The 20,644-nt window shown below is 61.5% G+C and carries 13 protein-coding genes; 4 read left to right on the top strand and 9 right to left on the bottom strand.

All coding sequences use genetic code 11. The features are described from left to right. Positions 1 to 68 precede the first annotated feature (68 nt). Positions 69 to 701, top strand: coding sequence for a LexA family protein (locus KHP07_RS18925; RefSeq protein ID WP_214497758.1), 633 nt, complete (start codon positions 69 to 71; stop codon positions 699 to 701). On the opposite strand, the gene KHP07_RS18920 is transcribed toward KHP07_RS18925, so the two are convergent. From KHP07_RS18920 to KHP07_RS18905, 4 genes are read right to left on the bottom strand one after another with little or no spacing between them, the layout of a single operon-like run. Next, positions 698 to 2,623: an acetyl/propionyl/methylcrotonyl-CoA carboxylase subunit alpha gene (locus KHP07_RS18920; protein WP_100490279.1), complete on the bottom strand. Its 1,926-nt coding sequence runs from the start codon at positions 2,621 to 2,623 to the stop codon at positions 698 to 700. The two genes, KHP07_RS18925 and KHP07_RS18920, sit on opposite strands and share 4 nt — an antisense overlap. Continuing rightward, positions 2,620 to 3,426 (bottom strand): gamma-carboxygeranoyl-CoA hydratase, encoded by an 807-nt coding sequence (locus KHP07_RS18915; protein ID WP_214497757.1) that lies wholly within the window; start codon positions 3,424 to 3,426, stop codon positions 2,620 to 2,622. Before KHP07_RS18915 ends, KHP07_RS18920 begins: the two co-directional genes overlap by 4 nt. Before the next feature lie 15 nt (positions 3,427 to 3,441). Then, a complete protein-coding gene (locus KHP07_RS18910; RefSeq protein WP_214497756.1) occupies positions 3,442 to 5,049 on the bottom strand; it encodes a carboxyl transferase domain-containing protein in 1,608 nt (535 codons plus the stop codon). A gap of 11 nt (positions 5,050 to 5,060) precedes the next feature. Further along, the gene (locus tag KHP07_RS18905; protein ID WP_078049243.1) at positions 5,061 to 6,224 is read right to left on the bottom strand and encodes an isovaleryl-CoA dehydrogenase; all 1,164 of its coding nucleotides are present in this window, start codon (positions 6,222 to 6,224) and stop codon (positions 5,061 to 5,063) included. 148 nt (positions 6,225 to 6,372) lie between these two features. Between KHP07_RS18905 and KHP07_RS18900 the strand changes: the two genes are divergently transcribed. Beyond that, a complete protein-coding gene (locus KHP07_RS18900) occupies positions 6,373 to 8,007 on the top strand; it encodes an AMP-binding protein (protein WP_214497755.1) in 1,635 nt (544 codons plus the stop codon). An 81-nt stretch (positions 8,008 to 8,088) separates the two neighbouring features. Next, on the top strand, positions 8,089 to 13,233 hold the full coding sequence (locus tag KHP07_RS18895; protein WP_214497754.1) for an NEL-type E3 ubiquitin ligase domain-containing protein: 5,145 nt from the start codon (positions 8,089 to 8,091) through the stop codon (positions 13,231 to 13,233). Between the two features lie 548 nt (positions 13,234 to 13,781). Here the strand turns inward: KHP07_RS18895 and KHP07_RS18890 are convergent. From KHP07_RS18890 to KHP07_RS18880, 3 genes are all read right to left on the bottom strand, one after another. Continuing rightward, positions 13,782 to 14,681 carry a hydroxymethylglutaryl-CoA lyase gene (locus tag KHP07_RS18890; RefSeq protein ID WP_099492922.1) on the bottom strand — a complete coding sequence of 300 codons (900 nt, stop codon included), beginning with the start codon at positions 14,679 to 14,681 and terminating at the stop codon, positions 13,782 to 13,784. Between the two features lie 17 nt (positions 14,682 to 14,698). Further along, a complete protein-coding gene (locus KHP07_RS18885) occupies positions 14,699 to 15,091 on the bottom strand; it encodes a MerR family transcriptional regulator (RefSeq protein ID WP_078049239.1) in 393 nt (130 codons plus the stop codon). A gap of 178 nt (positions 15,092 to 15,269) precedes the next feature. Continuing rightward, complete coding sequence (locus KHP07_RS18880) at positions 15,270 to 16,205, bottom strand: LysR family transcriptional regulator (RefSeq protein WP_078049238.1); 936 nt, start codon at positions 16,203 to 16,205, stop codon at positions 15,270 to 15,272. A gap of 151 nt (positions 16,206 to 16,356) precedes the next feature. Between KHP07_RS18880 and KHP07_RS18875 the strand changes: the two genes are divergently transcribed. Then, positions 16,357 to 17,586 carry an acyl-CoA dehydrogenase gene (locus tag KHP07_RS18875; RefSeq protein ID WP_078049237.1) on the top strand — a complete coding sequence of 410 codons (1,230 nt, stop codon included), beginning with the start codon at positions 16,357 to 16,359 and terminating at the stop codon, positions 17,584 to 17,586. A gap of 131 nt (positions 17,587 to 17,717) precedes the next feature. Here KHP07_RS18875 and KHP07_RS18870 read toward each other — a convergent pair whose 3' ends face one another. After that, positions 17,718 to 19,049: a substrate-binding domain-containing protein gene (locus KHP07_RS18870; protein WP_214497753.1), complete on the bottom strand. Its 1,332-nt coding sequence runs from the start codon at positions 19,047 to 19,049 to the stop codon at positions 17,718 to 17,720. A gap of 648 nt (positions 19,050 to 19,697) precedes the next feature. Then, positions 19,698 to 20,510 carry an exodeoxyribonuclease III gene (gene xthA, locus KHP07_RS18865; RefSeq protein WP_078049235.1) on the bottom strand — a complete coding sequence of 271 codons (813 nt, stop codon included), beginning with the start codon at positions 20,508 to 20,510 and terminating at the stop codon, positions 19,698 to 19,700. Positions 20,511 to 20,644: the final 134 nt, after the last annotated feature.

The following is a 20,644-nucleotide window of genomic DNA, read 5'->3' as shown; positions in this document are numbered from 1 at the left end:
ATGTCGTTTTATGGATTACTACAAACTGTTTATTGCCCTGGAAACTGCGTGACGTATTGTCAGCGCCCATGGATAACTGGATCGCGTTGGTCAAGGCCAACATGGAAGACCGCAAGGTCACGCAAGGTGAACTGGCAGAGCGCCTGGGCATGTCCCAGGGCGGCGTGGGCCATTGGCTCAACAAGCGCCGCGCGCCGAGCCTGGTGGACATGAATCGGGTATTGGCGGCGTTGGGGCTGGGGTATCTGGAAGTCGCCCTGGATATTCGCGAGCGAGTCGCTGAGGCGCCCCCAGAGAAAAACTACAACCCGTATTTCCGCTACCCCGTCAGCGATTGGAGAGAGCTGTGCGAGGTCCGCGAAGCGCGGGCGGCTTATGGCGCGGCCCGTTTCGAATTGAGCGATTATCATGCCCAGGGTGAGGCCTTCTGGCTGCCGGTCACAGGTGATGCCATGACCGCACCTAAAGGCCTGAGCGTCAGTGCGGGGATGATGATCCTGGTCGACCCGGCCATTGCCGCCGAGCCCGGCAAACTGGTGGTCGCCCAATGGGCCGGGAGCCCCCAGGCCACCTTCCGCCAGTTGTTGGAGGAGAGTGGCCAGCTTTACCTGGTACCGCTCAACCCCACCTATCCCAAACAGTTGTTGACCGACGATTGCCGTCTTCTCGGCGTCGTCGTGCAGGCCACGGCAAAGTTTTAACCTGCTGTTTCAAGCTCCACCAGCGCGCAACCTTCTGCAACCATTTCGCCCTCCTGGCAGAACAGGGCCTTGACCACCCCGGCCTGGGGCGCGCGGATGCTGTGTTCCATTTTCATGGCTTCCAGCACCACCAGTTGCGTACCGGCCTCGACGTGCTGGCCCAGCTCCACCAGTACGCGCACGATGCTGCCGTTCATGGGGGCTGTCAGGCCGCCTTGGTGAGACTGGCCGGCCTCGACCGCGGCGATCGGGTCGAACAGCGTCACGCCCTGCATTTCGCCGTCCCAACGCAGGTACACCGTGCGGTCGTGCCGTACCGCCAGATGGCTGCGACGCACGCCCTGATGTTCGATCAGCAACTGTTCGCCGCGCAACTCTGGCGGCTCTGCGGCCAGTGTGACCAGCCGATCCTGGCCATTGCAGCTCAAATGCAGTGAAACCTCGGCAGGCAGCCCGGCACGAAACCCGCGCTTATCCGCCCACGGTCCCTCACCCGACGGCAGGCTCTGAATAAAGGCCGAGCCCGCCGCCTGCCAGAATTCATCACTCAGTTCCCCAGGCGCCGGCAGCAACTCATCCTGATAGCGCGGGATAAACCCGGTATCCAGCTCGGCCGCCGCAAACGCCGGGTGCCCGATAATGCGCCGCAAAAAGCCCAGGTTGGTCTTGAGCCCGCCAATGGCAAACTCATCCAGCATGCCCAGCAAGCGCAGTCGCGCCTGTTCACGGTCCTCGCCCCAGGCAATCAACTTGCCGAGCATGGGGTCGTAGAAGGGCGACACGCTGTCGCCTTGCTCGACCCCGCTGTCCACGCGACGCCCCGGCCCCGATGCGGATTCGCGGTAGAGCGTCAGGTGCCCGGTGGCGGGCAGGAAATCATTGGCCGGGTCCTCGGCATACAGCCGCACTTCTATCGCATGGCCAATCAGCGGCACCTGCGCCTGGGTGATCGGCAACGCCTCGCCCTGGGCGACACGAATCTGCCAGGCCACCAGGTCCAGGCCGGTGATCGCCTCGGTCACCGGGTGCTCCACCTGCAGCCGCGTGTTCATCTCCATGAAGAAGAATTCGCCGCGTGCGTCGAGCAAAAACTCCACCGTACCGGCACCGACATAACCGATCGCCTGGGCAGCCCGCACAGCAGCTTCGCCCATGGCCTTGCGCTGTTCGACACTCAAGCCCGGCGCCGGTGCTTCCTCGACGACTTTTTGGTGGCGACGCTGGATCGAGCAGTCCCGTTCATTGAGGTACAGGCAGTGCCCGTGCCTGTCGGCAAACACCTGGATCTCCACGTGACGCGGCTTGAGCAGGTACTTTTCCACCAGCATCTGCCCATTGCCGAAGGACGACAGTGCTTCACGCTGGGCCGACGCGAGGGCTTCGGCCAATTGACTGACGTCCTCGACCACTTTCATGCCTTTGCCGCCGCCACCGGCCGTGGCCTTGAGTAGCACGGGGTAGCCGATGCGCTCGCAGGCGGCGCGGAAGGTTTCCAGGTCTTGGGCTTCGCCGTGATAACCGGGCACCAGGGGGACGCCCGCGGTTTCCATCAGCGCCTTGGCGGCCGATTTGCTGCCCATGGCATCAATCGCCGAGGCGGGCGGGCCGAGGAAGATCAGCCCGGCTGCTTCAATCGCGCGGGCAAAGCCGGCGTTCTCGGACAAAAAACCATAGCCTGGGTGAATCGCCTGGGCGCCACTGGCCTGGGCGGCGGCAATCAGTTTGTCGATTTGCAGGTAGCTGTCAGTGGCCTTGCTGCCGCCCAGGTCGACACGAATATCGGCCTCGCGACTGTGACGCGCATCGCGGTCGGTGGCGCTGTGCACCGCCACGGTGGTCAGGCCCATGGCCTTGGCGGTGCGCATCACCCGGCAGGCAATCTCGCCACGGTTGGCCACCAGCAGGGTCGTCAATGTGCTCATGAACGTGGCTCCTGGGGCTGCCAGCTCGGTGGACGTTTTTGCAGGAAGGCGCGCATGCCTTCCTGGCCCTCGGCGCTGACCCGAATGCGCGCAATGGCGTTTTCGCAGTAGCGGCGCAGGGCCGGGGTGAGGGCGCCGTTGCCCACTTCACGCAGCAAGTCCTTGCTGGCGCGCATGGCCGCCGGGCTGTTCTGCAGCAGGTTGGCGATCCACTGTTCGACCTGAGCGTCCAACTCGCCAAGCGGATAACTTTCCGCCAGCAAACCAATGTCCCGCGCGCGTTGGCCGCCAAAGCGCTCGGCGGTCAGGGCATAGCGCCGCGCCGCGCGTTCGCCGATGGCCTGCACCACGAACGGGCTGATCACCGCCGGCGCCAGGCCGATGCGGACCTCCGACAGGCAGAACTGCGCGTCATCCGCGCCAATCGCCATGTCGCAGCAACTGATCAAGCCCAGCGCGCCACCGTAGGCCGCGCCTTGCACTACCGCAAGGGTAGGGATCTTCAGCTTGGCCAGGTTGTACATCAGCTCTGCCAGTTCGCGGGCGTCGTCCAGGTTGGTGTGGTAATCCAGCTCGGCCGACTGCTGCATCCAGGCCAGGTCGGCGCCGGCGCTGAAGTGCTTGCCGCGCCCACGCAGGACCAAAAAGCGCAAGGACGGATCGCCTTGCACCTGGTCGAGGGCGATGATCAGTTCGCGGATCATTTGGGCATTGAACGCGTTGTTCTTGGCTTCACGACTGAGCCACAGCGTGGCAAAGCCACGGGGGTCGGTGATGAGTTCCAGGGTATTGAAATCGCTCATGGGGTACAGCTCCATTTACATGCGGAACACGCCGAAGCGGCTCGGCTCGATGGGGGCGTTCAGCGCGGCGGACAAGGCCAGGGCCAGCACGTCGCGGGTCTGCAACGGGTCGATCACACCGTCGTCCCACAGGCGCGCGCTGGAATAGTAGGGGTGGCCCTGGGTTTCGTACTGGTCGAGGATCGGCTGCTTGATCGCCGCCTCTTCTTCAGCGCTAAAGCCCACGCCGGCGCGCTCAGCCTGCTCGCGCTTGACCTGCACCAGCACACCGGCCGCCTGTTCGGCACCCATCACACCAATGCGTGCGTTCGGCCACATCCACAGGAAGCGCGGGTCATAGGCGCGGCCACACATGCCGTAGTTGCCGGCCCCAAAGCTGCCGCCGATGATCACCGTGAACTTCGGCACCTTGGCGCAGGCCACGGCGGTGACCAGCTTGGCGCCATGCTTGGCAATGCCGCCGGCTTCGTACTTCTGGCCGACCATGAAGCCGGTGATGTTCTGCAGGAACAACAGCGGAATGCCGCGCTGGCAGGCCAGTTCGATAAAGTGCGCGCCTTTTTGCGCGGCCTCGGCAAACAGAATCCCGTTGTTGGCCAGAATCGCAATCGGGTAGCCGTGCAGGTGCGCAAAACCGCACACCAGGGTGGTACCAAACAGTGCCTTGAACTCATCGAATACCGAGCCATCCACCAGGCGCGCGATCACTTCGCGCACATCAAAGGGCTGCTTGGCGTCGGCCGGGATCACGCCATACAGCTCTTCGCTGCTGTACAACGGCGCCACGGGCGGGCGTTGCAGCAACTCGCCCTGTTTGCGCCAGTTGAGGTTGGCCACGCTGCGTCGGGCGAGCGCCAGCGCATGTTCATCGCTGTCGGCATAGTGGTCGGCCACGCCGGAGATCTTGCAGTGCACATCGGCACCGCCGAGGTCTTCGGCACTCACCACTTCACCGGTCGCGGCTTTTACCAGCGGCGGGCCGGCAAGGAAGATAGTGGCCTGGTTACGCACCATGATCGCTTCGTCGGCCATCGCCGGCACGTAGGCACCACCGGCCGTGCACGAACCCATCACCACGGCGATCTGCGGGATGCCCTGGGCACTCATGTTGGCCTGGTTGAAGAAGATCCGCCCGAAGTGCTCGCGGTCGGGAAACACTTCATCCTGGCGCGGCAGGTTGGCGCCGCCGGAGTCCACCAGGTAGATGCACGGCAGGCGGTTCTGCTCGGCGATGGCCTGGGCGCGCAGGTGTTTTTTGACCGTAAGCGGGTAGTAGGAGCCGCCTTTCACCGTGGCGTCGTTGGCGACGATCATGCATTCGACACCTTCCACGCAGCCGATCCCGGCGATCACCCCGGCAGCCGGCACGTCTTCGCCGTACACCTGATGGGCGGCCAGTTGGCTGAGTTCAAGGAACGGCGAGCCCGGGTCGAGCAAACGGTTGATGCGCTCGCGGGGCAACAGTTTGCCGCGCGACGTGTGCCGCTCCTGGGCCTTGGCGCCGCCGCCCTGCTGCACGTGGGTGAGCAGGGTGTGCAGGGCGTCGACCTGTTGGCGCATCGCCGCGCTGTTGGCGGCAAACTCCGCCGAGCGCGGGTTGAGCTGGGTGTGCAAGGTGGCCATGGTGCGCTCCTTCAGCGGGTTTCGTTGAAGAGTTCGCGACCGATCAGCATCCGGCGGATCTCACTGGTGCCGGCGCCGATCTCATACAGCTTGGCGTCACGCAGCAGGCGCCCGGCCGGGAATTCGTTGATGTAGCCATTGCCGCCGAGAATCTGGATTGCGTCGAGGGCCATTTGCGTGGCACGTTCGGCGCTGTAGAGGATCACGCCGGCCGCATCCTTGCGGGTGGTCTCGCCACGTTCGCAAGCCTGGGCCACCGCATAGAGGTAGGCGCGGCTGGCATTGAGTTGGGTGTACATGTCGGCGACCTTGCCCTGGATCAGCTGGAATTCGCCGATGCTCTGGCCGAACTGCTTGCGGTCATGGATGTAGGGCACGATCAGGTCCATGCAGGCTTGCATGATGCCGGTAGGGCCGCCGGACAGCACTACGCGCTCGTAGTCGAGGCCGCTCATCAGCACTTTGACGCCGCCATTGAGCGCGCCGAGGATGTTTTCTTCCGGCACTTCCACATCATCGAAAAACAGCTCGCAGGTGTTCGAGCCGCGCATGCCCAGCTTGTCGAACTTGTTGCTGCGGCTGAAGCCTTTCCAGTCGCGCTCGACGATGAATGCGGTAATGCCGTGCGGGCCTTTTTCCAGGTCGGTCTTGGCGTAGATCACATAGGTGCTGGCATCGGGGCCGTTGGTGATCCAGGTCTTGCTGCCGTTGAGCACGTAGCGATCACCGCGTTTATCGGCGCGCAGCTTCATCGAGACCACATCGGAGCCGGCATTCGGCTCGCTCATGGCCAGGGCGCCGACGTGTTCGCCGCTGATGAGTGCGGGCAGGTACTTGAGTTTCTGTTCGTGGTTGCCGTTGCGGTTGATCTGGTTCACACACAGGTTGGAGTGCGCACCGTAGGACAGCGCCACCGACGCCGAGCCCCGGCTGATCTCTTCCATGGCCACCACGTGGGCCAGGTAGCCCAGGCCGGCGCCGCCGTATTCTTCCGGCACGGTGATGCCCAGCAGGCCCATGTCACCGAACTTGCGCCACAGGTCGGCGGGGAACAGGTTGTCGATATCGATCTGGGCCGCGCGGGGCGCGATCTCCTTGCTCACGAAGGACTGCACCTGGTCGCGCAGCATGTCGATGGTTTCACCGAGGGCGAAGTTCAGGGACGGGTAACTCATGGACAGGCACCTTAATGTGAGCTTTGTTGTTGTGGGGAGGACGCCAGGGGAGGGCGCTCACCTTTACGTTAACGTAAGCTTGCGTTACGGCGCTGTCAATCGTAGTTTACGTTTACGTCAACCTACAAAAAAGACAACAGGGGTCGTTATGGATCAACCGAATCAGAGCTACAGCCGTGGCTCTCAGGACAAGACCTTGCTGGCCATGACCATCGGCCAGGCCTTTGATCACACCGTCGCGCAGTATCCCGAGGGCGAGGCCCTGGTGGTGCGCCATCAACAGCGCCGCTACACCTGGCGGCAGTTGGCCGAGACCGTTGAGCTGCACGCCCGTGCCTTTCTTGCCCTGGGCATGCAAGCCGGCGACCGCCTGGGTATCTGGGCGCCCAATTGCGCCGAGTGGTGCATCAGCCAGATCGCCAGTGCCAAGCTCGGCGTGATCCTGGTCAATATCAACCCGGCGTACCGCAGCACTGAACTGGACTACGTACTCAAGCAGTCCGGCTGCCAGTGGCTGGTGTGCGCCGGGTCGTTCAAGACCTCTGATTACCACGCCATGTTGCAAGAGCTGAAGCCTGACCTGCGCGGCATGATCAGCCTCGACCCCAGCCCGCCCCCGGGATTCCTGCCCTGGTCGCAATTGGCCGCGCTCGGGGCAGGCATCCCGCCCGAACAGGTGCACAGCCGCCAGGCCAGCCTGCACTTCGACCAGGCCGTGAATATCCAGTACACCTCCGGCACCACCGGCTTCCCCAAGGGCGCCACCCTCAGTCACCACAACATCCTCAATAACGGCTACATGGTCGGCGAAAGCCTGGGCCTGACCGCGCAAGACCGCCTGGTGATCCCGGTGCCGCTGTATCACTGTTTCGGCATGGTCATGGGCAACCTCGGTTGCATCACCCACGGCACCACCATGATCTACCCGAATGACGGCTTCGACCCGCTGCTGACTCTCACCGCCGTCGCCGAAGAGCGCGCCACCGGCCTGTACGGCGTGCCCACTATGTTCATCGCCATACTCGATCACCCGCGCCTTGGTGACTTTGACCTGTCCACCTTGCGCACCGGCATCATGGCTGGCGCCACGTGCCCCATCGAAGTGATGCGCCGGGTCATCAGCGAGATGCACATGAGCGAGGTGCAGATTGCCTACGGCATGACGGAAACCAGCCCGGTGTCCTTGCAAACCGGGGCGGACGACGACCTGGAACGCCGCGTGACCACGGTCGGGCGCACCCAGCCGCAGTTGGAAAACAAGATCATCGACGCCGACGGCAACACGCTGGCGCGGGGTGAAATCGGCGAGTTATGCACCCGTGGCTACAGCGTGATGCTCGGCTACTGGAACAACCCCGACGCCACCCGCGAGGCCATCGACGACGCCGGCTGGATGCACACCGGCGACCTGGCGAGCATGGACGCCCACGGCTACGTGTGCATCGCCGGGCGCAACAAGGACATGATCATCCGCGGCGGCGAGAACGTGTACCCGCGTGAGTTGGAGGAGTTTTTCTTCACCCACCCAGCAGTGGCGGATGTGCAGGTTATCGGCATTCCGGATGCACGTTACGGCGAAGCCATCGTCGCCTGGGTCAAGTTCCATCCAGGGCATGTGGCCAATGAGCTTGAGTTGCAAACTTGGTGCAAGGGCCGCATCGCACACTTCAAGACGCCCAAGCACTTCAAGATCGTGGACGAGTTCCCGATGACGGTGACGGGCAAGATCCAGAAATTCCGCATGCGCGAGATCAGCATCGAGGAGCTGCGCGACGACCGTTGAAACGGGGTGCATGTCTACGGCTCTGCGCTGAACCGTGGTGCCTAAAGTGGCGGATTATTTCGCCACTTGAAGGCCACGCCCATGACAACCCCCTCCATTGATCCCCCCGTGCGTCCGGTTGGGGACGAACAGAGTCCCCACTGGCAGGTGATCCGGGACAACACCCCAAGCTGGTATACCGATGCGCTGGATGAGCGCAAAACTGAATTGGCCGGGTTGGCGCTGAGTATTCCCGACTGGTACAAAAATGCCTCGTCGACGGCGAAGGACCGCATGAGGTCGGTCCATGTGCGCAGCAGGCGGTCCTTGAATCAACTCGATCAGATGTTCAGGGACTTCAAAGGGCCGGCAGCCTACGCCGAGCCGTTGTTGGCGGCCGCGATTGAGAAGAAACTCGGGCAACGGTTGGATACCAGGACGGTATTTTATGCCCGCAAGATGGAGCAGAGAGAGTGCGACATCGAGCCTGAGGAGGTCTCGACGAGCCAGGCCAGCCCCTTGGCTGCGCAGTTCTATTTCTACCGGGGTATCAGCCTGCTGGAGGCAGCGCTGAACAACTTCACCGCACAGGAGGCGGCTGAGTCGGTGTGCAAAGACTGCCACCTGATCACCCGTTACAACTTTCACGGGTACCCCAGCGATAAGTTTCATCCGCTTGCAAACGTCAAGTCGGTCAAGCTAGCCATTGAACCCCATGCGTTTGCCAAGCTGTGCCGCGAGCTCGACCTGGGCAACACTTACTACGAGTACGTGCGCACCTTCATCAATAGCCTGATCCGTACCACCACCACTGAAGCAGGCATTGGCAAACTCTACAGCACCTTGATTGTCAGTCATCGAAACCAGTTGGAGCTGGCCGCAGAGATTGCCTTGATGAAGGGCGATATCCAGCCCGACGGCCACCAAGTGATCTTCGATCTGTTGCGCAGCCAGTCGCAGGTCAAATGGGCAGGGGAGGCGGTCAAGTGTTCGCCGTTTCGGCTATTCTCGTTTGTGCTCGAGAATATTCTGATCATCGGTCCGGTCGTGTGGCAGGCACATTCGAGAGGGGCGGATCTCATGCCCCGAGCGTGCTTGGTCTATATCCCAGGCGACCCCCTTCATCCGCTCAAAGCCTATGACACGATCAGCGCTTTTACCGACCACCTGACCACGCGCCTGTGTCGTGTCGAGTACCGCACCTTCTTCAGCCAGTTCGTGCCGCTGGCCAGCCAGGATGCATTCTTCACGAGGCTCAAGGCTTCGCTGGATCCGAGCGCGCTGCACGGCACCGCCCAGGACTTTGACCCGGCGCAAAAAGGCCGGGTCAATCATCAGGGCAGCTACGCGCTTGCATGGGGTGATGTCTGGGCGGACTGCGCGATTCAGCGTATACGTTCGCTCGTGGCGAATGCCCGCGCAAGTGTGGTGTCGACACAGGACGTCGACGATCGGGTCTACAACGCCTGGCTGTGGTCGTTCGGCAGTACGGCGCTGGATATTCTCAACCTTGCGTCGTTCGTGGTGCCTGTGCTGGGTGAGGTGATGCTGGTCGTCGGCGCCGTGCAGATGGCTTACGAGATCGGCGAAGGCATTGAGGCCTGGTCGCAGGACGACACCCAAACGGCGTGGGCGCATTTTTCGGCGGTGGGGCTCAACCTGGCTGGGTTGGCGGTGCCAGCCGTGTTGTCGGCAACCAAGGACGCCGCGCTGATCAAGCGCCTGGTGCAGGTAGAGTTCGGTGGGCGTAGGCGTCTTTACGCGTTCAATCCCGCGCACTACCTGCACAGGATCAACCTGCCCGACGGACACCGCCCCAACACACAAGGCTTGTATGCCCACGACGCAGGGTTATACCTGCAGGCAGCGGGCGGCGGCTACTACAAGCTCCAGGCCAGCAATCGCTCTGACGAATTCAGGCTGCTGCACCCCGATGGCGATTCACGTTATGCCCCCCGGATTCGCCACAACGGTGAGGGCGCATGGGTGCATGAGTTCGAACAACCCTTGACCTGGGATCGCAAGACCCTGTTGCGCCGCATAGGCCATAGCGTGGATAACTTGAGCGATAGCCAGTTGGAGCAGGCCAGGGCGTTCAGTGGTGTGTCGGACGACGAGTTGCGTCGGGTGTTCATTGAGCATCAAGCGCCCGCGCCGCTGTTCAAGGATATGCTTCGGCGGTTTGAATGCGCTGGCAGGCACCAGGCATTTATCGACCGGTTAAGGCACCCGGACCCTGAGGTGTTTTCTCGCGTCGACTGGTTCATGCAAGTCCAGGTATTGATCGAGAGCGGGATGTGGCCAGAGTCACGTGTATTGGTGGCGCTGGATGCAAAGGGCAACCCGATATGGCGTTCAGGTGTACCGAGCGATGCAAACCAAGTGATCACACTGGAACATGAGCAATTGCAAAGTGGCCTGCTGTTTCCGTCGTTCATCAAGCAGTTGACGGAACCTGAAATTCGCCGATTGTTGGGAGAGCAGAGGGTTACAAGGGAAGCGATGGCCTTTCTGTTTCTTCAGACCCGAGACGTGATACAGGATACGGCTGCTGCGGGCCAGGTGCAGGAGGGCAATGAGGTCGATCCACTGATGCAATACCTGCGTACACCATTGGCAAGGGTCGTGCGATACCGGGATTGTTTGCTGGAAGCCGCCGAGAGCACCCGAGGCACGCTGTTAAATCGCGAGATCTCGGCCGGTGAGGTTTCCAGTGATGCCAACGTGCAGCTGCTCCAGCGTAGCTTTCCAGGCTTGCCCAGGTTAGCGGCTGAAGAAATTCTGAGCCATGCCAACAGTCAGGAACTGGCACGCATGCAGACCCCATCGCGTGTGCCGTTGCGCCTGGCCGAAGAAGCGCGAGGGTACTTGCAGAAGGCGCGCGTGATGCGGGCACAGGCCGATCTGTTATTCGACAATCAACTCACCCTGGACAGCGTGCACCTGGCACTGCACAAGATGGCCGCGCTGCCTGAGCTCCTGGATGGCGTGTGCATTGAGCTTCGGTCGGGGGCCTACGACGGCCCTTTGCTGGACCGGGTGGGAGACAGTAGTGCCCCCCGGCAACTGCAGCTTATCCACACCGACATGAAGACGTGGAAACTCTGCAGCGGACCGGGAAAAATTGAATACTGGCGAAGCGACAAGGACGCCTTTTTCAACGCGCTCTGGATGGCTAGCAGTGGCAAGTTCACCAGTTGGCCGCAGTTCAATGCGGCTGCGCAACGGCTCAAGCGCAAGCTTGCGCAGCAGCCGCTGAGTGAGCCGGTGAGTCGACGTGCACTGGGCTTGCAGGCGATCAAGCCCGGTTTCAAATCCCCCATGCGCCTGGCTGATGGGCGCGTGGGTTATCCGCTCAGTCCGGTAGGTGGCGCCGTCGAACGTCCGTTAGCTTGCAAGAGCGCTGCGATGGCGCTCTATCCAACAAAGTCCATGGAAGAGGTCGAGACCCTGCTTGGCCTTCAACAGGCCAGTGACGCCGTTCTGCTGGCAAAACTGACCGAGCTTGAAGCGGAATTTGCCGCATTGAACAAGACGCTGCTCGAGTGGCAACAGCAAGGGGGATCAGGTTATGCGAGCGCCCGCCGCAGAGTCTCGGGTACCCTCAAGGCGGCTTGGCGCAGGGCCTCTGCGCAGGCATTTGCAGGGGATGGGACACCAATCGGCCATGTGCTGGACCTGTCGGATGAGGCGATCGGCGAGTTACCGGCGATCAGCGCAAACATGGATCACGTAGGCAGTCTGTTTTTACGCCGGATGGCGCTTTCAGACAGCTCCTTGCCCTTTCTGAATGCATTCGGCGGGCTGCGCTGGTTGAACATGAGCAATAACAACCTGACGCAACTGCCGACGTTTGCGAACGAGGGGGTGGGGCTTACCAAACTCAATTTGAGCGGAAATGATATCCAGTTGACCGACCAAAGCCGTCGGCGCCTGGAGGGTATGCGGAGCCTGAAGATACTCAATCTTGGCAATAATCCCCGCTTGGGGTGGCAGGCCGATCTGCGTGGCCTGCGCAACCTGAACCAGCTTTACCTGCCCAATACAGGTACGGTCAGCTTTCCCGTCGGTGCCGAACAATTGCCCTATCTGGCCCGTACCGATCTGCATGACAACCGGATCAGGACATTGCCTGAATACGCCTATGAGCATCCGGATCGCGTTATTGTGCACGGCAATCCGGTATTGGCAGCCGCCCAGGTACAACTGGGTGAGCACGTGACGGTCGATGAAGCGCGTGGTTTGTGGTTGGGCGCGTCGTCGACCGGTGACTCGGCGCGGTTGGGTGGGATCTGGGATGAACTCAGGGTCAGTCTGAGTTCGGATGCTTTTTTTGCAGTGGTGGCCGACACAACCCGCAGTGCCGAGTACGCCAGCGCGGTGACTCGCCCAGCGCTGGCCGAGCGGGTGTGGGGCATGCTGGAGGCCGCAAGCGAAAGCCAGGCTATTCGCGAGGCGTTATTTACCGTGGCCGACGATCGAGTGACCTGTGGTGACGGCAGTTCGGTCGAGTTCATGAACCTTGAGCGTGAGCTGCTAGGGGCAAAGGCACTTGAACTAGCCGGAACGGAGAATGCCGAAAGCACGCTGATCGAAACGGCCAGGAAGTTGTATCGTTTGATGCTGGTAGACGACATTGCCCTACGGGACGTTGCGGCAAGAGGCCCTGGATTTACCGAGGAGGTTGAAGTCGTCCTGGCTTATCGCGTACGGCTTGCAGAGCGGCTGGCGTTACCGGTCCGGTCCCGGGACATGTTGTTTCCCCAGATGGCCAATGTAAGCCCGGAGACCATCGACGCCGCGTATGCACAGGTGCTCAGGGACGAGCGCAATCCGGCTGCCGAGGAGGCTTTTTTTGTCGGGTGCCTGTTCTGGGAGAAACACCTTCGCACCCGCTACTCTCAAGCGCTCGATGCACTGATGGCACCCGGTCGCGGGTTGCTGGGAGAGAAGAGCGAAGCGTTATTCGAACTTTCGGATCTGGAAGGTCAACGGGATACCGCTGCTGGCCAGGACGCAATAGAGCAATGGCAGGCAAAGCACGCTGAGGCCGCCGACCGGGTGGCCCGCCTGTTTGGCGCACGCAGGGATGAAGTGCTGGTGAACGGCGCGATGCCGAGTGCTTTTTACAAGCGGGAGCTCGATCAATTGGGGGTGGAGCGGCAAATGCTGGAGCAAAACTCGCTGAAAACCTTGACGCGCACTGTATTGAACAACGTTGCGGCGGTGAGCGGGACATCGCTCTGAGGGAGGGGGGCACACAGCACAAAGGGGACCCGAGGGTCCCCTTTAATGTGTCGTTGCGTGCTCTTTTTTTATTATTGAGGGGCGGTCTATTGTTGTTTTTGGCAACCGTTACCCTTTACCGCTGTTTTTGGCGACCCCCATCCGGGGTCAAGAGCAAACGTATTTTTTTGAGCGCTGATCTGCTTCTTCGTGAACGATCCAACCAGTGGGTAGCTACCTGAGGTAGTTTTATTTTTCTCTAACCGGTTGCGGGTTTCGGCACGCCGTACCCTGCGAAGCACATCTTCTCCAAAAAAATCTGTTAGCTGCGTCTCTGCCGTGTTGTTTTTGTTATGTCAGAGTCGTTTCGTCTTATTTTTATTAGGTTTGGTGCTTTTTATTCTTGTTATGCCATAGAGATAGCAGAACCCGTGCCAACTTTTAAAATTCCTTTAAAATCAGTGATATAAATTTTGTGTAGGGAATGGCCTACGGCAAATACGACAAAATATGTTCCCGTGTTACTCGATGTGTAGCCGTGCGGTAACACATTGTCACGGCTAAGCGACTCAACCGGCGTTACGCGCCTTCGCTACACGCGATCCTGTAGGCCGGCCCAGCACAGTGCTGATTTGCTGGCCCGCGCCAATCAATGCCTCCAGGTCGATTCCTGTGTGGATGCCCAGGCCGTTAAGCAGGTACAGCACGTCTTCGGTGGCGACGTTACCGCTGGCGCCCTTGGCGTAGGGGCAGCCGCCGAGGCCCGCGATAGAGCTGTCGAACACCGTGATTCCTTCCAGCAGGCTGGCGTAGATATTCGCGATGGCCTGGCCATAGGTGTCGTGGAAATGCCCGGCCAGCTTGTCCCGTGGCACCTGCGCGGCGACCACCTCGAACAACCGCCGCGTCGCGCCCGCCGTGCCGGTGCCGATGGTGTCGCCGAGGGACACCTCATAGCAGCCCATGGCATACAACTCCCGCGCGACCGCCGCCACTTGCTCCGGCGCGATCTCACCCTCATACGGGCAACCCAGCACGCACGACACATAACCGCGCACGCTGACCCCGTGCTGCTTGGCGGCCGCCATGATCGGCGCGAAGCGCTCCAGGCTTTCGCTGATGGAGCAGTTGATATTGCGCTGGGAAAACGCCTCGGACGCCGCCGCAAACACCGCCACTTCCTTTACGCCGGCCGCCAATGCGTCCTCGAACCCGCGCAGGTTCGGCGCCAGTGCCCCGTAGGTCACGCCGGGCTTGCGCTGGATCTGCGCGAACACCTCGGCTGAACCCGCCATCTGCGGCACCCACTTGGGGGAGACGAAACTGCCGACTTCGATATAGCTCAGGCCGGCCGCGCTGAGGGCGTCCACCAACTGGACTTTGTCCGCCACGCTGATGGGGTGGGCTTCGTTCTGCAGGCCGTCGCGCGGGCCGACTTCCACCAGGCGTACGTGTGAGGGGAGGGACATGGCAGTTACCTTCGTGATCAATGGCCAGCCTGGCGCATGGTGTGGGCCAGGGCCTGGGTGCAGCGCTCTTCGGCGGTGTCCAGTTCCAGCTTCATCTGTTCGATATCCAGCAGTTGCTGTTCCAACTGCTCGCGGCGCTCGGTGATCTTCGCCAGCATGCTGTTGAGCTGCACGTGGTTACCGCTGGTGGGGTCGTAGAGCTCGATCAACTCGCGGCATTCGGCCAGGGAAAAGCCGATGCGCTTACCCCGCAGGATCAGCTTGAGGCTGACCTTGTCGCGCGCGGAGTAGATGCGCTCCTGGCCCCGGCGTTCCGGGGCCAGCAAGCCTTGTTCTTCGTAGAAGCGAATGGCGCGGGTGGTGATGTCGAGCTCGCGGGCGAGGTCGGAAATGCTGTAGGTGGTGCTCATGGCGGCGCTCAAGAAAGTCTTGGCGTTAAGCTAATGGCAGGTTGACGTAAACGTCAAGCGAATCACTGCAGGAGCCGGCTTGCCAGCGATGGTCGTCAACGATGACGCAGCCAGCCCGGACAACGGCGGTGACTGTGCGTTTTTCGCCGGCAAGCCGGCTCCTACAGGGAGGGCAATCTCAGGATTGTTGTTTGTCGAGTTTCTTTTCGTGCGCCGTCACCTGCTGGCACAGCTCGATCATCTGCTCGCGCATCCAGCGGTTCGCCGGGTCCTGGTCGGTGCTTTCGTGCCAGTACAGGTGAGTTTCCACCGGCGGCACGTCGTTGACCGGCAGGTTGAACCAGTGCAGTTCGTGGCGGCGGGCGAAGCGCTCGGGCACGGTCATGACCATGTCGGTCTGCTGCAACACTTGCGAGGCCATCAGGTAATGCTGGGAACGCAGGGCGATCTTGCGCTGGATGCCCATCTTGCCCAGGGCCAGGTCGACGTGGCCCAGCCCGTTGCGGCGGCTGGAGATATGGATATGAGTCAGCGACAGGTAGTCATCCAGGGTCAGCTTGTCCTTGCCGGCCAGGGGGTGGCCCTTGCGCATCGCGCATACGTAGCGGTCTTCCATCAGCTTGACGTGGCGCACCTGCGGGTCGGTGTTCAACGGCGCATCCACGGCAAAGTCCAGGCGCCCGGCGGCCAGTTCCTTGGTGGTCTCGCGGCGTTTGGACAGGAAACTCTCGATCACCACCGTCGGCGCCAGGCGGCGCAAGCGCTGGAACAACAGCGGCAGAATCACCGCTTCGGTGAGGTCAGTCATGCTGATGCGGTAGGTCTTGGCTGCCTGTTGCGGGTTGAAGATGCGGCTTTCCTGCACCGACACCCGCAGCAACGACAGCGCATTACGCACCGGGCCGATGATGTTCTGCGCCATGGGCGTGGGCACCATGCCCTGGGCGGTACGCACGAACAGCGGGTCGTTGAAGGTTTCCCTCAGGCGCGCCAGCGCGTTGGACACCGCCGGCTGGGTGATGCCGACAATCTGCCCGGCGCGGGTCAGGTTGGCTTCGGTGTAGATCGCGTCAAAGACGATAAACAGGTTGAGGTCGACCTTGCTCAGATTCATTTCGTAGCGCTCTTATTGTTAGGTGGCCATACGTCGATCATATATCGGTGATGAATGTTAATACACGCCGAGAATAGGCTAGGTAAATTATCAACGCTGTTCTAGCATCGATTGCATGACCTAAACAACCTCTCAGAGAAGGGAGCTGCTCATGGATTTCGCCTATTCGCCCAAGGTTCAGGAACTGCGTGAACGCGTCACTGCGTTCATGGATGCTTACGTTTACCCGGCCGAGCCGGTGTTCGAACGCCAAGTCAGCGAAGGCGACCGCTGGCAGCCCACCGCAATCATGGAAGAGTTGAAAGCCAAGGCTAAAGCCGAAGGCTTGTGGAACCTGTTCCTGCCTGAATCCGAACTGGGCGCCGGCCTCACCAACCTTGAATACGCGCCGCTGGCCGAAATCATGGGCCGTTCCCTCTTGGGGCCGGAGCCGTTCAACTGCTCCGCCCCCGACACCGGCAACATGGAAGTGCTGGTGCGCTACGCCAACGAAGAGCAGAAACAACGCTGGCTGGAGCCGCTGCTGCGCGGCGAGATCCGCTCGGCGTTCGCCATGACCGAGCCGGACGTGGCATCTTCGGACGCGACCAACATGGCCGCCCGCGCCGAGCGCCAGGGTGACGAGTGGGTGATCAACGGCAAGAAATGGTGGACCTCCGGCGCCTGCGACCCGCGCTGCAAGATCCTGATCTTCATGGGCCTGAGCAACCCGGATGCGCCGCGCCACCAGCAGCACTCGATGATCCTGGTACCGGTGGATACCCCCGGCGTGAAAATCGTGCGCCCGCTGCCGGTGTTCGGCTACGACGACGCGCCCCATGGCCACGCCGAAGTGCTGTTCGACAATGTGCGTGTACCGTACGAAAACGTACTGCTGGGCGAAGGCCGTGGCTTTGAAATTGCCCAGGGGCGTCTTGGCCCAGGCCGTATCCACCACTGCATGCGCTCCGTCGGCATGGCCGAGCGCGCGCTGGAATTGATGTGCAAGCGCTCCGTCAGCCGTACCGCGTTTGGCAAACCACTGGCCCGCTTGGGCGGCAACATCGACAAGATCGCCGACTCACGCATGGAAATCGACATGGCGCGCCTGCTGACGCTGAAGGCGGCGTACATGATGGACACCGTGGGTAATAAAGTGGCGAAAAGCGAAATCGCCCAGATCAAGGTAGTGGCGCCGAACGTAGCCTTGAAGGTGATCGACCGCGCGATCCAGATTCATGGCGGTGCCGGGGTGTCCAACGACTTCCCGCTGGCCTACATGTACGCCATGCAACGTACCCTGCGCCTGGCCGACGGCCCGGACGAAGTGCACCGCGCAGCGATCGGCAAGTTCGAGATTGGCAAGTATGTGCCTAAAGAGCTGATGCGCAGCGGCCAGTAACACCGCGTCGCCTGCAATCGCGGGCAAGCCCGGCTCCCACAGTTGACCGTGTTCTCCTGAACAACTCGGTCAACCGTGGGAGCCGGGCTTGCCCGCGATGAGGCCAGTACCAGCAACACAAAACCCAATGCTCAGTACACCCAAACTTCCACCCGCCGATTTTTGATCCGGCCTTCATCCGCCGTATTCGCCGCCACCGGCATCTGCGCGCCAAACCCGCGAATATCCCGCAGTACCACACCGTTTTTTACCAACTCCCGGCGCACCGCCATCGCCCGCAACTTCGACAGCAGCGCCGCTCGCTGCGGGTCATCCTTGGCATCACCAAAGCCCACCAGCGACACCTGTTTGTCGAGCTTGCCATGGCTCTTTATATACGCCACCACCCGCTGCAGATCCTGGCGCGCCTTGTTGTCCAGGCTCGCACTGCCTTCCTCGAAGCGAAAATTCACGGTCAGACGCTGTGCCTCGCGGGCGATAGCCTGATAGTCCTCGGGCATCGAAGTACGGGGCTCCACGGCGATCGCCTGCACCTGCTGGGCGATAAACCCGCTGGCCGCGACAATCGCCTGGCCCTTGCTGCTCTGGGTAAAGTCCACCAGTGCCTTGGCCCACGGGTTGCGCGCCGACGGCGGCAGGTAGAAGAACAAGCGGCGGGACAGCGGGTAATCCTCGGTGGCGATCAAGCTGTTCAGCGGCAACATGGGTTGTGAGTCGCCATCCACAATCGCCACCGCTTTGGCCTGGCGCACGTAGGGCAGGCCAATAAAACCGATGCCCTGGGGATCCCGGCTGACGGCATCGGACAACTGTTCGCTGGACTCGAAGCGCTTGGCGGAGGGCGCCAGCGGTTTGCCGCGCAGGCGCAGCACCAGGTCCTTGAAGGTGTCGTAGGTGCCGGATTGGTCATCACGTGCGTACACCTGAATCGGCCCGCCGACGCCGCCCACGGCCTCCCAGGTACTGGCTTCGCCATTGAAGATCTGCGCCAGTTGCTCGGTGTTCAGGCTGTTCAACGGGTTTTGCGGGTTAAGGATGATCGCCAGGCCGTCGATGGCGATCACCTGTTCGGCTTCGGGGCTTTTCAGGTCGCCGAGGGGTTCGAGGTCGACCAGTTCGCTGTCCTTGATCGGGCGGGACGAAGCCGCCAGGTCGGCGGTGGATTTTTTCAGCGCCGTGAAACCGGTGCTGGAACCATGGGCCGCGACCTCGATGGTGACGGTCTTGCCCTGGCGCGTCTTGCCGACCACGCGCTGTTCATTGGCGCCTTCGGCCGGCTCACTGTGCACGGCCTGCAGGCCCTGTTGTTCCATCAAGCCTTTGACCAGCGCGGGACCCAGCGCTGCGCCAATGGTGTTGGAACCCTGGATGCGCAATGCAGGGCCTTGGTCGGGAGCGGGTAGGGGGGCAGCAACAGAAACGAGGGGTAACAGGGTCAGCAGGAACAGAACGCGCAGCCTCATGCCGCCACCTTCTCAAGCCAAAGGGAGTGCTGCGAGAATAAGTCAGGCAGGTTGCATAAATATGACTCAACGGTAGGAGCTGGCTTGCCAGCGATGGCGGCCTCACAGCCGCCCACAATCTAACTGTCACCCCGCAATCCAAAAATGTGGAAGCTGGCTTGCCTGCGAACGCGGCCCGACAGCCGACCACAATCTAACTGTCCCCCCGCGATCCAAAAATGTGGGAGCTGGCTTGCCTGCGAAGGCGGCCTGACAGCCGACCAGGATATTGGATCAGACCGGGTACATATCCGTTATTTGGGTAACGGCTTCTATGGGTTCCGCCCTTACGGCGGCTCACTTTTGAAAAGCGCAAAAGTAAGCAAAACGCTCTTGCCCCAACACTCGGCACCTCGCCTAGGCTCGGTGTGCCCGTAATTCGACAGTGATTTGGGGGGCCGCCGCCACGCGCCATCCATGGCGCGGGGCGGCTAAACCGGCATCCCTGCCGGTTTACCCCCCAAATCACTGCCGAATTACGGCCAGCGTGTTTGATGGGGCGCCTAGGATCAAAAGCGAGATCAAGATCAAGATCAAGAGCGGCTCGCTTCGCATCGTGGTTACTGTGGCTGCTGCAGCGTTCTGTAGTTACCTGGCTGGACGGTGTTGTCAGCTCAATTCGAGCCAGATAGGCGCGTGGTCCGATGGCTTTTCCAGGCCGCGCAGGTCGTAGTCCACTCCAGCGTCCTTGACGCGCGGCATCAGGCCGTTGGAGGCCAGGATCACGTCGATCCGCAGTCCGCGCTTGGGCTCATCTTCAAAGCCGCGGCTGCGGTAGTCGAACCAGCTGAAGCGGTCGGCCACGTCCGGGTTGAGGTGACGGAAGCTGTCCACCAGGCCCCAGTTTTTCAGGCGGGCCATCCACTCGCGTTCTTCTGGCAGGAAGCTGCACTTGCCAGTCTTGAGCCAGCGCTTGGCGTTGTCGGCGCCGATGCCGATGTCGCAGTCTTCCGGGGAAATGTTTACGTCGCCCATCACCACCAGTGCCTGGTCATTGCTGAACTGGCTTTCCAGCAGGTGCTGCAAGTCTTCATAGAAGCGCTGCTTGGCCGGGAATTTGGTGGGGTGGTCGCGGCTTTCGCCCTGGGGGAAGTAGCCGTTCATGATGGTGACCGGGTGGCCGTTCTCGTCGGCGAAAGTGCCCCAGATGAAGCGGCGCTGGGCGTCTTCTTCATCACTGGCAAAACCTTTGTGCACGCTCAAGGCTTCTTTGCGCGAGAGCAGCGCCACGCCGTAGTGGCCTTTCTGCCCGTGGTAGTACACGTGATAGCCCAGGGCCTGTACTTCGGCGAGGGGGAACTGGTCGTCGTGGACCTTGGTTTCCTGCAGGCCGATCACGTCGGGCTGGTGCTTTTCAATCAGCGCCGCCAGCTGATGAGGGCGGGCGCGCAGCCCGTTGATATTGAAGGAGACGATTTTCATGGTCGGCTGTCCAGTCCTGGCAAAAGGGCGATGCTAGCGGACAAGTCGGACGGGGGCCAGCGTGGCGGTAGGCCAGATGCGCTGCTAATGTCTGGGAACGACTCGTGCTGCGTGGGTTCGTACCCATAAGAACG

Source organism: Pseudomonas sp. VS40 (assembly GCF_018587885.1).
Classification (GTDB): Bacteria; Pseudomonadota; Gammaproteobacteria; order Pseudomonadales; family Pseudomonadaceae; genus Aquipseudomonas; species Aquipseudomonas pergaminensis.
This window is presented reverse-complemented; position numbering and strand designations above follow the sequence as displayed.

Bases quoted from the DNA above. Each gene is read 5' to 3' on its own strand.
- KHP07_RS18895 (WP_214497754.1), top strand. From the start codon at position 8,089: ATGACAACCCCCTCCATTGATCCCCCCGTGCGTCCGGTTGGGGACGAA.
- KHP07_RS18870 (WP_214497753.1), bottom strand. From the start codon at position 19,049: ATGAGGCTGCGCGTTCTGTTCCTGCTGACCCTGTTACCCCTCGTTTCT.
- KHP07_RS18920 (WP_100490279.1), bottom strand. From the start codon at position 2,623: ATGAGCACATTGACGACCCTGCTGGTGGCCAACCGTGGCGAGATTGCC.
- KHP07_RS18915 (WP_214497757.1), bottom strand. From the start codon at position 3,426: ATGAGCGATTTCAATACCCTGGAACTCATCACCGACCCCCGTGGCTTT.
- KHP07_RS18885 (WP_078049239.1), bottom strand. From the start codon at position 15,091: ATGAGCACCACCTACAGCATTTCCGACCTCGCCCGCGAGCTCGACATC.
- KHP07_RS18925 (WP_214497758.1), top strand. From the start codon at position 69: ATGGATAACTGGATCGCGTTGGTCAAGGCCAACATGGAAGACCGCAAG.
- KHP07_RS18875 (WP_078049237.1), top strand. From the start codon at position 16,357: ATGGATTTCGCCTATTCGCCCAAGGTTCAGGAACTGCGTGAACGCGTC.
- KHP07_RS18910 (WP_214497756.1), bottom strand. From the start codon at position 5,049: ATGGCCACCTTGCACACCCAGCTCAACCCGCGCTCGGCGGAGTTTGCC.
- KHP07_RS18905 (WP_078049243.1), bottom strand. From the start codon at position 6,224: ATGAGTTACCCGTCCCTGAACTTCGCCCTCGGTGAAACCATCGACATG.
- KHP07_RS18900 (WP_214497755.1), top strand. From the start codon at position 6,373: ATGGATCAACCGAATCAGAGCTACAGCCGTGGCTCTCAGGACAAGACC.
- KHP07_RS18890 (WP_099492922.1), bottom strand. From the start codon at position 14,681: ATGTCCCTCCCCTCACACGTACGCCTGGTGGAAGTCGGCCCGCGCGAC.
- KHP07_RS18880 (WP_078049238.1), bottom strand. From the start codon at position 16,205: ATGAATCTGAGCAAGGTCGACCTCAACCTGTTTATCGTCTTTGACGCG.
- xthA (WP_078049235.1), bottom strand. From the start codon at position 20,510: ATGAAAATCGTCTCCTTCAATATCAACGGGCTGCGCGCCCGCCCTCAT.